The organism is Flavobacterium oreochromis (genome assembly GCF_019565455.1).
GTDB classification, from domain to species: domain Bacteria; phylum Bacteroidota; class Bacteroidia; order Flavobacteriales; family Flavobacteriaceae; genus Flavobacterium; species Flavobacterium oreochromis.
In genome coordinates, this window is the sequence record NZ_CP067377.1 from 1391486 (window position 1) to 1403150 (window position 11665).

At 32.5% G+C, this 11665-nt stretch carries 9 protein-coding genes and 1 pseudogene; 4 read left to right on the forward strand and 6 right to left on the reverse strand.

The genetic code is table 11. The features are described from left to right. Positions 1-4 precede the first annotated feature (4 nt). The 6 genes from JJC03_RS06680 to JJC03_RS06705 all read right to left on the reverse strand — a co-directional run bounded on the left by JJC03_RS06680 (position 5) and on the right by JJC03_RS06705 (position 6623). Positions 5-1036 (reverse strand): DUF4062 domain-containing protein, encoded by a 1032-nt coding sequence (locus tag JJC03_RS06680; RefSeq protein ID WP_235874203.1) that lies wholly within the window; start codon positions 1034-1036, stop codon positions 5-7. Between the two features lie 453 nt (positions 1037-1489). Further along, a complete protein-coding gene (locus JJC03_RS17520; protein WP_258932495.1) occupies positions 1490-2620 on the reverse strand; it encodes a hypothetical protein in 1131 nt (376 codons plus the stop codon). Then, positions 2598-3476 carry an adenine-specific DNA-methyltransferase gene (gene yhdJ, locus JJC03_RS06690; protein ID WP_088444955.1) on the reverse strand — a complete coding sequence of 293 codons (879 nt, stop codon included), beginning with the start codon at positions 3474-3476 and terminating at the stop codon, positions 2598-2600. The genes JJC03_RS17520 and yhdJ overlap by 23 nt, the downstream gene beginning before the upstream one ends. A gap of 125 nt (positions 3477-3601) precedes the next feature. After that, positions 3602-4480 (reverse strand): leucine-rich repeat protein, encoded by an 879-nt coding sequence (locus tag JJC03_RS06695; protein WP_088444954.1) that lies wholly within the window; start codon positions 4478-4480, stop codon positions 3602-3604. A gap of 3 nt (positions 4481-4483) precedes the next feature. Beyond that, a complete protein-coding gene (locus JJC03_RS06700; RefSeq protein WP_235874204.1) occupies positions 4484-6073 on the reverse strand; it encodes a hypothetical protein in 1590 nt (529 codons plus the stop codon). A gap of 190 nt (positions 6074-6263) precedes the next feature. Then, positions 6264-6623 carry a winged helix-turn-helix transcriptional regulator gene (locus JJC03_RS06705; RefSeq protein WP_235874205.1) on the reverse strand — a complete coding sequence of 120 codons (360 nt, stop codon included), beginning with the start codon at positions 6621-6623 and terminating at the stop codon, positions 6264-6266. A 105-nt stretch (positions 6624-6728) separates the two neighbouring features. Here JJC03_RS06705 and JJC03_RS06710 point away from each other — a divergent pair, with 105 nt between their 5' ends. The 4 genes and pseudogenes from JJC03_RS06710 to cas9 all read left to right on the forward strand — a co-directional run bounded on the left by JJC03_RS06710 (position 6729) and on the right by cas9 (position 11650). Then, positions 6729-7331 (forward strand): NADPH-dependent F420 reductase, encoded by a 603-nt coding sequence (locus JJC03_RS06710; protein ID WP_088444951.1) that lies wholly within the window; start codon positions 6729-6731, stop codon positions 7329-7331. A gap of 4 nt (positions 7332-7335) precedes the next feature. Then, on the forward strand, positions 7336-7692 hold the full coding sequence (locus tag JJC03_RS06715; protein WP_235874206.1) for a nuclear transport factor 2 family protein: 357 nt from the start codon (positions 7336-7338) through the stop codon (positions 7690-7692). 952 nt (positions 7693-8644) lie between these two features. After that, positions 8645-9967: pseudogene (locus tag JJC03_RS19395) on the forward strand (IS1380 family transposase). A 213-nt stretch (positions 9968-10180) separates the two neighbouring features. Further along, a complete protein-coding gene (gene cas9, locus JJC03_RS17525; RefSeq protein WP_258932500.1) occupies positions 10181-11650 on the forward strand; it encodes a type II CRISPR RNA-guided endonuclease Cas9 in 1470 nt (489 codons plus the stop codon). The last annotated feature ends 15 nt before the right edge of the window (positions 11651-11665 follow it).

Genomic DNA, 11665 nt, shown 5'->3' on the forward strand with positions numbered 1-11665 from the left:
AAAATTATATTTTTGTTTCCGTTGGTAAATTGTTGAATGCTTCAAATTCTAAAGCCAATTCGTCAAGATAATCTCTTCCAAATCTAATTCCATAAAATGTATTGTCAGATTTAATCATCAATGTTCTGTATCTCAAGTGTCTATTTGAGTTTGGAGCAATGTTATCTAGGTCTATTATTTGGTTTATTTCTACCTCATTACTAATGAATTTTTCCCAAGAAATAGTTCCGTTAAAAATTGGAGAGTAGTCCGTTAAACGCACATTTCGCAAGAAATCAACTAGTCGTCTAAACCTAACTACACCTCTTGCAACTTCTCTCTCATTAGTATTTCCAATACTGGCAAGAATGGCAGTTTTTAAGTCTTCAAATTGATTTGATAAAATATCAATTCGTTTAAATTCTAATTGCTTACTTCTACTTTCATTTAATAGCCTTTGAAAAAGTCCTGCCCATTGTTTCTTTAATGTTTGTTCTATATCCTCAAATTTACCAAAAGTGTTAATACTGTTTCCTCTTGTTCTATGCCTAAGAAAATTGATAAATTCAAATATAAATTCAGCAGTTTCAGGTTTGTCAATTGATGGAAATTCAATGTCTTTCAAGATGGGTTTTGACTTGTTTTTTTCATAAAGTTCGTGGTCGTTCCAAAGTCTATTGTCAATAAATGTAAAAATTGGAATTTCAATTTCAACTGCTTTTAAAACTTCTAATTGTGTTACTGAAATATTTTCTTTTTTCTTTAAGTGGTCGACACTTTTTGATTTTTCAAGCAATGCGTCAAAGTCAACTTTTGAAATTGCTTCTGGAATCGCTTTTCCACCAAATCTTGAACCTACAATTAGAATAATCAAATCGCAAGTGCCAATTTCTTCTATGCAAGATGTATGAGTATGTATCCTTGGGTCATATAGAATATCATTATAATCACTCATAATGGGTTCGTAACCCATTTCTTGAATGAACGTCCTTATTTGCCCTCTAATTGGTGCTAAGTCAAAACAAGTTGACGATACAAAAACTCTTAGTGATGCCATATTCTTTATTATTGTTTATTGTCGGTTTGTCTGTCGTCTTAAAAATACCACATAATGTCAGTCTGTGAAAAAACTTCACAAACCCTGTCAAATATAGCCAAAATAGTTTGTTAAAAAAATCGAGTTTTCGTATTTTTAAAATACAACATATCCAAGGAATCTCGCGTAATCAGTTACATTTGTCCAGCTTAGAAGACAAGTATTGATACCCAGTATCAAAGGAAAACACTCAAAAACTTCCGAAATACAGACTTCAAAAAAGAGGCACAGAGTGCCTCTTGTATATCATTAAACTTTTAGTTCGAAATTCCCACAGTGAGTCGATGGAATGCAATCGGTTCCGTTCAACAGAGGTTTACTTCACTGAGTTTCTATTTTGTTTTGGTGTTCAGTGATTACAATTCATTGTTCGTGCTTTGCACGCAACGAAACCTTAGCTGTTACCTGCCGTTTTTATTCTTCGGGGTCGTCTATTTCGTCTGTGTCTGTATAGTTAAACTCAACTTTACTTTGTGTAATAATCTCGTCCAAAATGTTTTTGAGATAGCCCAATTTTATACTGTCAGCAAAGCGTTGGTTAAGTGTCGGAATGTTTATGACTTCTTCAATGCAGTTCATATACTTGTCCACGATAGCTGTAACCAAATAAATTTTGCTTGCGTTGTCTTTTATCTTCAACAAAATATCGTTAGTTGTTTCGTCTGATTTGATAACGAACGTAATCGGGAACTTTTGAATTTTGTCAATGTCAAGAAAGTATTTTTTGAAGTCCAAAGTTTCTGTTACTTGAAAGAAACGCCCCAATGGTCGCATTACAAAATCAATTCCACCGTCATTGGCGTTTGTTCTTCCTGTCTTGAAAAGTTGCAGGTTTTCTTTGTTGAGTTTATCAACTTTGTAACCCCAATAAATATGTTGGTCGTGATAGTAATATTTGAGAATAGAATAGCTGACAATTTCAAAAAGTCTTGCATCAACATTGGGTGCAAGCAGATTGCTAATAAACTCAATTACTTTTTGAGGTTCTGACTTTTCAATTTCCTGAAATTCTTCAAGAGCTTTGATGAAACGTTCAAAAGCATCCTGTTTTGTCTTAACGTATTCGTCAATGATTTCAATAATTACGCTTGCTATGTTGTATGTCGTTTTACTAATTTTTATTTTTAGCAAATGTTCGTTTATCCAATACTTGTTGGTTTCAAGGTTTCGCAAAATGGGAATAAATTCAGAAGCAGGGAAATACTTCTGAAACTCTGCGTTCATTCGGTTGTTTAAAGCGTGGTTTTGTAACTTACTTCCAAAAGGTAATTCTCTTTGTCTTGTAAATAATTTCACAAACGCTGCACCTTCATAGTCTGCGTAGCCATTTTGTTTATCAAAACCATTAGCAATGTAGTCTTCAAGAATAACATAAATCGCATACAAGTTGGCGAAACTGGAACGTGCTTTTGAGCCTTTATTTGCCGAACGGGTTTTGAAATTCAGATATTGAATTAACTGGCTGTTATTGAAAATATCTTGGCTGTCTTTTCCGAAATGCTGTTCTAAAATTGTCTTTATGTTAGCCGTGAATGTATGTTCCATTGGGTTCAAATAACGTTTGTTGATTGATACTGGCGATTTTTTCGGTTTCAAATGTGCGAATTTCTTTTTGCAATTTTTCGCCTTTGTATTCGTCAGCTAATTGTAAACGTCTCAGCCCAATTTTCACATATTCGTCTTGTAATTCGATGCCAATACAGTTTCTGTTTAATTCTTTTGCAACAAAACAAGTTGTGAAAGTTCCCGAAAATGGGTCTAACACTAAATCGCCTTCGTTGGAACTTGCTTTGATAATTCTTTCAAGCAAAGCGATTGGTTTTTGCGTTGGGTGGTTTTCGTATTCGTCCATACGATAACGAACTCTTGGAAATTCCCAAACATTGCCCGGCACTTTTTCTGAACTGTAAACAGTTGGAACAGCTTTGCGATAGTCAATAAGTTTACGTTTTGCTCCTGTTTTGGCTTCTACTAATATATCGTTTGCGTTAAATGTGTAATTGCTTTTGTCTTTTACGCAAAACAAAATGGGTTCATACATAGAACCGAAATATTTTTTCGCCTGAACTCCCGAACTGTCGTAACTCCAAACCAACCGTGAAAGTATGTCTAACTTTTTACGCAAGAAAATGTCAAAGTAAGGCATAAACTGCGTGGCAGTCATTACATAAAAACTACCTGTCGGTTTTAGTTTTTGAATGCATAGGTCAAGCCATTCGTAGCACCACTCTAAATAGGCTTCTTCTGTTTTCCATTTTTCAATGTGTCCGTTAAAGTTCTTGCCAATGTTGTAGGGTGGGTCGGCAAATATAAGGTCAACGGAATTGTCTGGTAGTGTTTTAAGGGCCTCCAAAGCGTCTCCGTGAATAATTTTATGTATGTCAGTTCCAAATATTTCCATTGTCTACACTTTACTAATTTATTTAGGCAAATTTACTGTTTTTTGTTCAATTGTCAGTTCGTCTGTTGATGATTTGCAGGGTGTCGGTAAAATGGCAGGTAACGCTTGTTACCTGATGGTGCAATTTATTTTATGAACGTGCTAAAACTTTTCCGCGCTGGTTCTTTTGCTTTCTCTTCATAATTTATATTGTATTTTGCATTGTAGCCAAAAACTTGTTGAATGTTTTTGGCTGGTGTAATGTCGTAATCATTGACAATTGTTGTTCCAAGAAAAGCCAATTGTTCTAGTTTAGGCATTTTTTCTACAAATTTTATTGAAGCTAGGTTTTTGCAATCTAAAAGCATTAAAGCTTCAAGTTCTTTAAGTTCACCAATAGGACTGAAATCTTCTAGTTTCCAACAAATGTCAAATTCTAAAAATTTTAAATTTTTTAGTGCCGAAATAGCTGAAATATCAATTAGACTTCTAACACCACCAAAAGAAATAGATTTTAGGTTTGTTAAAGTTTCAATACCTTTTAAGGATTTTATTTTTGACCTTGTTATAGTTAAACTTTTTAGATTAGTTAATGTGCTTATTTTTGAGAGGTCTTTTTCGTCAAAATCTGAAATATATAAATGTTGTAAATTAGTAGAATTCAAAGCTTCAATATTAATAATGTGCTTTTTTGACCAAACACTTAAATTTAAAGAATATAATGACTTTGGCAATTTTGAGCAATCTAAAATAAAATCGGAATCTCGATATAATGAAACAACAAGACCCTCAAGATTTGATAAATCATAAATGAATGAATTGTCTCCATCACCATATTGATGTCCTATATCTAAATTTTTGACATTACTAAATTTATCAATAAATTTTCGCAAAAAATTATTTTCAAACTCTCCTGACAATCTCACATCATATTTGTTTTGTAAAAAATCAGGATTTATGTTTTCTAAATCCGAATCAGGTTCAATCATTAAATATGGAGCTTGAGCAAAACCAGATAAATACATAGGTTAAAATGTTAATGAGGCAAAGGTAGTTGGTAAATTATATTTTTTTGCAATTTTTAATGCTTCATCTTTAAATAGTTTTTCTCCGGCTTTTGTGCTTAAATCATACCTTCCCCCAACTGGATTTACTTTGTTGAGCAATTTTGCTAAGCCCTTACTTTTGCCATTAGAAATACTCCCTTTATATTTTTGCAAGATAATATATTGCTCATACATTTCACGTTCCAGTTTTGTAGAACCTTTCATTTTATGAATTATTTCTGCTCCTTCTTGTACGGTATGTCCAAGTTTTCCAGATTTACTGAAGTGATGGGTTATTCTTTCAAAAACATTTTTAGATTGCCCAACATATCCTTGAATATCGTCTGCATTTTTTACAACCAAATCATAAACACCTTTGTTGTCTTCAAGTTTATCAAGAACTTTTACAGCTTTTTTTGCAATTTTACCCGCACCAATTGCAGTTCCTGCTAATGGAATTGTAGAGGCAAAACTTAACGCGGCATCACCATAATTGCCTCTTGCCAATGAAATTGTTCCACTAACAATATCTACGGCTTCGCCTACAACAGGAATTAAACCGATTAAATCAAGTGCAGTTTGTGTAGCATCAAGATAAGCATCCCAATTAGTTGGTTGCCCTCCATTTTTTTCAGCATCAAATTCGTTTAGCGTTTCCCACTTTATAGGACTATATCTAGGAATTTGAATACTTTTGTTAAATTCGGGAGTAAAGGTGTCTTTTAGTTTGGGTTGTTTTAATCCTGAAAAGTCAACATCGGGGAAAGCTTTTTTGGCTTGTTCGAGTGTACCTTCAAAAGTGGCGTGTTCGTTTTTGTATGCCCAAACTTCTTCTCCACGTGAGGCAACCGATGATTTGAATTGACTTACAAAAACTGTTCCTGATGCTGTAAAACCTGCCGAAGTGGTTCGTTTTACCTGCGCAATACTTTCTCCAACACTTACAAATTCGTGCTTTATTTGGTTGAGTTTTGTTCCCTTTTTGTTTGTGATGACAATATTGGTGTCTTTTTGGTTTTCTTTTATTTCTCCATCACTTTTTAAATTTACTTCTACACCTGAATTTTCATCAATATCATTAAAGTAGGCAAAAATTGTTGCTTTTTCACAATCTGCTAGCCTAATATTTAATGGCATTGTTCCATCTGATGCCAATTGATTATTAAAAGCAACTCCAGGTAAATTTTTCACTTCTTGGTTGTCATTTTTAACTGCCCATTTAAGCAATTTTAGCTCAAAATCAGTTGGAATTCTTGAAGGTATTGCTTTGTACATATAAGATTGACCAGCTTGAATTTCTTTTACAGGTTTTCTTTCTTCGTCAAATGGACCTTCAACTTTGGTTACTTCTATATCAATCATTTTAGGTTTTACAAATTTAGGTTCACCAAATACTACTCCGTCATTTTTACCTTCTAATACAATCTTTTTATTGGATATTAGAGTTAAGTCTCCTTCTGTTGCGGTAATATTAATTTCGTTTGCAATTACTTCCTTTGTTCCACCAACAATTGATTTATATTCCCCATTAACAACGATTGTTATATTTTTTGCAGTTTTGTTTATTGCCATATTCTCTTTTTTTCACGTTTTGCTTTGCCGTAGTGTGTAGCTCGGCACGATCAGGTAACGTTTTGCGGCTTGGCGATGTGGCGGAATTTGAAGCACATACTTTCAATTTAGCACTAATGTTCATTTGAAAACCAAATGTTCAATTTAGCACTGAACCCGCCATTTTGCCAAACTGCTGTTGTAGGCAGTTTTATTTTTTCAATTTTGTTTTCTTCGCTTTTTCTCCCCAATTATTCAGTTGTTCTAAAATAGGCTGAAGTGAAGAGCCTAATGTGGTCAAAGCATATTCCACTCTTGGAGGCATTTCTGGATAAATTGTTCTTGTGATAAGTCCGTCTATTTCCAATTCTCTCAAATGTTGAGTAAGCATTTTTTCACTTATTTGTGGAATTTCTCGTTTAAATTCCCCAAACCTGTAACAGCCTTCAGTCATTTTCCAAAGAATAGCAGGTTTCCAACGCTTTCCCATAAGCGACAAAGCATATATAAACGGACATTCAATTTCTAACGCCTGTTCGTTTTCTAAATTTACCGAATTTTCTTTTCTCATTTAATATACTTACTTTTTGGTAACTACCATACAATTTTGTAACTACTTGCAAAAGTAACTATACCATTCTAATTTTGCAACTCATTTTAATTTAATTCAAAAAATATGAATATTAGTTTTATCGGTGCTGGAAATGTAGCATCAAGTTTAGGAAATTTATTTGCAAATGCTGGTCATTCAGTAAAATATGGAACTCAAAATCCAAATGACAATCAATTATCTGTTTCAGATGCGATTTCTTTTGGAGAAGTCGTTTGTTTTGCTATTCCTTTTTCTGCGATGAACGATGTTTTGTCAGCAAATAAAGAAATTCTGAAAGGAAAAATTGTTGTAGATATTACAAATGCTATCAATATTGCCGATTGGTCTCCATTATTTTTAGGAGAAGACAGTGGTGGTGAGCAAACTGCAAGATTACTGCCAGAAAGTAAAGTGGTAAAAGCATTCAATACCATTTTTGCTGATGTAATGAAAACCAACAAACAACAATTTGAGGGTCAAAAACTAACTGCATTTATTGCGTCTGATGATGTAGAAGCTGCCAATACAATTAAAAAATTGGCTAATGATGCTGGTTTTAATGGATTAATTGTAGGTGGTATAAAAAATGCTCGTCATTTAGAAGCAATAGCTCATTTGAATATTGCGATTGCACTTGGTGGCGGTGGAACAGATGCTGGTTTTACTTATTTTCAACGTAAAAATTAAGATAATGCAAAAACCAACAATGCAAGTTTGGACTGATGCTTGGCACAATGCCGATGCAGAAGTTTTTAAAAATGTATATTCAACAAATGCTTTGATTTTTCCACCAAACAAGCCGACAATTCAAGGAAATGATAATATTCTTGATTTTATGAAAGGTGGGTTAGGTAAAGTTGATGTTGTTTTTGAAGCAAAAAATTTAATTATTTCTGAAAATTTGGCTTTTGAATTTGGTCTATTTAAAGATGTTGAATTAGTCAGTCAAAAAGTAACAGGTGAGGGAAACTATTCTGTCACTTGGATTTTAGAAAATTCTGTCTGGAAAGTGCTTTGCCATACTTGGTCTATGCCTATTAAGCTTTAAATTCCTCCTAAAATATTAAACCACTTGTCAGTAAAATGTCAGGTGGTTTTTGTTTGGATGCTGTTCGGTAAAAATTGCCTACAACTCATAAATAGGCGAACCTATCTTAATCGTATTTATTATTATTATTGAAACAATTTAAAAATATGTACTTCGCATTTTGTATTGTTTTTCCTAATATAATGATTAAAAACAGTTAGAAATATACTCATCAAGATAGTTTTTTTTGAGATTAGCCTTCATACTTAACTGCATACTCTCAAAGTAATTATAACAGCAGAAAGTAGTTGTTTAGCTAAACTTGTCAAAGAAAATAAAGCCTACCTAAAAATTATTTGCTTTTATCATAGTAATCGAGGAGCAATGTGCTGAAAGCATAGCCCTGAAGCGTAACGCAGTGGAGAAAATTACGGTTCATATTCCTCTTTTGGCTCTTTTGTTCTGCATTGCAAAGTCTGTTGCGTAATTTGGGTTCAGTCTATTGATGGGGCAATGTTTTTGTATGCTTACTGAATTTTTTTGTGTGGAAATTTTTTTCACAAAAAAAAACTACACAAAGTTGTGTGGAAAAAAAATTTTCAAAAAAACTACACAACTTTGTGCGGAAAAAAATTTTTTAAAAAAACTACACAAAGTTGTGTGGAAAAAAATTTTTAAAAAAACTACACAACTTTGTGCGGAAAAAATATTTTAAAAAAAATCCACACAGATTATACGGAGTGTTAATCTATTTAATTATAAAGATTGTGTCTTGTATTTTCCAAGAGGGGGATTATGGAAAGGGATAGGAAAATAATGTGAGCTCCTGCTTTTCTTGTTTGTGTTTTTGTTTTTAAAATGTGGGCTAAGGGGTTGACAAGAGTTAGTTGAAATAAACCCAGATTACGCATTAGAAAAAAAAGGTAATTTTAGTGTAATAATTTTAACGCGTAGCGTTAGAGAAATTGAAGTTATGAAATTTGAATTATCCTTTACCAATAAAGAGATTACACCTTGGGGCGGAATGTTTTTTCTGAAGCAAATGTTAGATAAAATCAACTTCAAAACTCATATCGACGATTGTAATTCCTTACCCACTCAAAACTCGAATCAAGGATATGATATTTCCGTAATTTTAGAATCATTTATTACTAGCATTTGGTGTGGAGCGAATCGATTTTTACATACAGAAGTTACTCGTGCCGATAGAGCCTTAGGAGATATTTTGGGCTGGTCACAAACACCTGCACAAGATCTTTACAAGCGTTATTTTTCCAAATTTACACAAGCTACAAATCAAGAAGTTTCACGATATTTTTTTAGTTGGTTTTTTCAAAATGTGAATATTAACTACTTTACTCTTGATATTGATTCATCAGTCATGACACGTTACGGCATACAAGAAGGTGCTAAAAAAGGATATAGCCCAAAGAAAAAGGTAGAAAGAGTCATCATCCTATTATTACTTTTGTTAATGATGTAAAAAGGGTTGCTAATTTTTGGCTTAGAAGTGGTGATACTAGTTCTACTAATAATTTTATTGGATTTTTTGAGGATACTATGGCTAATTTTGGAACTAAAAAAGTAGGTCTAGTTCAGTTAGATAGCGGATTTTTTCAAAAAGACATTTTGGATTATTTAGAACAAAAAAAACTTAATCATATTATTGCTGTTCGCTTTACACACCCTATTCAAAACCTTATTAACAAGCAAGATTTATGGATAGGTGTGGATGATGGAATAGAAATTTGTGACAAAGAATATCAAGCAAATTCTTGGGATAAAAACAGAAGAATTGTAATTGTCAGACAAAAAATCTCCGAGCGCCCAAATGCTGCAGGAAGAACATTAAGTTTATTTCCAGAAGATAAACTACATAGAAATTATAGATACTCAGCTTATGTTACTAATCTAGAATATGCCGCAACAGATGTATGGAGAAACTACAGACAAAGAGGTGATGCTGAAAATAGAATTTAAAGAATTAAAATCAGATTTTGGAGCTGAAAGTTTTAACCTTAAAGATTTTTTTCCAACCGAAGCCGCTCTAATTTTTTCTATGATAGCTTATAATTTAATGTCTTTATTTAAAATTTTTGTATTACAAGAAAAAACTCAAAAAACTCAAAAAACTTTGTCCACACTAAGATATAGAACTTTTACTGTAGGAGCTTATTTTGAAAAAGTTGGAGATACTATAAAATTAAGAATAGCTCTAATAAAAAAACGAAGAAAATGGTTCGAAAGCATTTGGGATGATCCTATTGACTTGACAAAGGAAATTCCTAATGCGTAATCTGGATTAAAGATTTAAAAAATAAATCCCACGGAGTACGCGGGATTTTAGATTTCTCTACGGCATATAGCCTTATTGTGATAAGATTAAAGATTAGAATAATTTTATCTGATACAAACTTAAATAAAAAAAAATTATAAAGTATATGGTTTTCCGTATTTTATAAAAAAATGTTTTTTTATATTTAAAACCTTATAAACAACTTGAAAAACTATGACAAAAATACTAGGGTTGGACTTGGGAACTAACAGCATTGGTTGGGCAATTAGAGAGGATGAAAATGACGGAATAAAACAAATTATTGATAAAGGTGTTCGAATATTCTCGGAAGGAGTAAAAACTGAAAAAGGAATAGAAAGTTCAAGAGCTGCCGAAAGAACAGGGTATAGAAGTGCACGAAAAATAAAATACCGTAGAAAGTTAAGAAAATACGAAACGTTAAAAGTATTAGCCATAAATGGAATGTGTCCCCTTTCTGTTGAGGAAGTAGATAACTGGAAAAAATCAGGTTTTAAAGAGTACCCCTTAAACCCTGAATTCCTTAATTGGTTACGAACCAGTGAAAACGAAAATAAAAATCCTTATTATTTTAGAGATGTAGCGAGTAAACAAAAAGTGGCTTTGTACGAACTAGGTAGGGCCTTATATCATATAGCGCAACGAAGAGGTTTTTTGAGTAATCGATTAGATACATCTGCCGAAGGCGTTTATGAAGAACATAATCCACAAATTCAAAATTTAATAGAAGATCTTGATACCCCTACTGCTATTCTTGATGAATTAAAGAATTATTATAACAATCTTGGAATTATAGACGAAACGGAAAAAGGCGGTTTTAAAAAGGAGCTAGATGAAGGAGAGAAAAAATTAAAGACTTTATATAATTCGTTAGTTACCATAACAAAAAAGAATGAAGCTGATATTACAAAGTGTAAAGAAGAACTTATTGCCCGACTCAATAAAAAAGAAGATTTAGGAAAAGTAAAAGGTGCCATAAAGGACTTATCACTTGCTATGGAACAAGGCAATTTTAAAACCTTGGGACAATACTTTTTCAGCTTATATAACAAAGGAAAAATTAGAGATCAATACACTTCTCGTGAGGAACATTATCTAGAAGAATTTATAACTATTTGTCAAGTTCAAGGCATTCAAGGCATAGACAACGATCAAAAAATACCTGAAAAAAAGTTTACAGGTTTAGCAAAAGATTTATATCGCGCTATTTTCTTTCAAAGACCTTTAAAATCACAAAAAGGATTAATTGGGAAATGTTCTTTTGAAAAAACAAAGTCACGCTGTGCTATTTCGCACCCTGATTATGAAGAATATAGAATGTGGGCTTATTTGAATACTATAAAAATAGGTACGCAAAGTGAAAAGACAATGCGTTTTTTAACCCAAGAAGAGAAATTAAAATTAGTTCCAAAATTTTACAGAAAAAACGATTTTAATTTTGAAGTTTTAGCCAAAGAATTAATAGAAAAAGGAGCCTCTGCTGGATATTATAAATCCTCAAAAAAAGACGAATTCTTTTATTGGTTTAATTATAAGTTAACAGATACTGTCCCAGCTTGTCAAGTAGCAACAGCTATAAAAAATGCGATGGGTGAAGACTGGAAAACAAAAACCATTACTTATACCACATTCAATGCTAAAAAGAAGAAGTTACTAAAAATATAAATTATAAAGATCTTT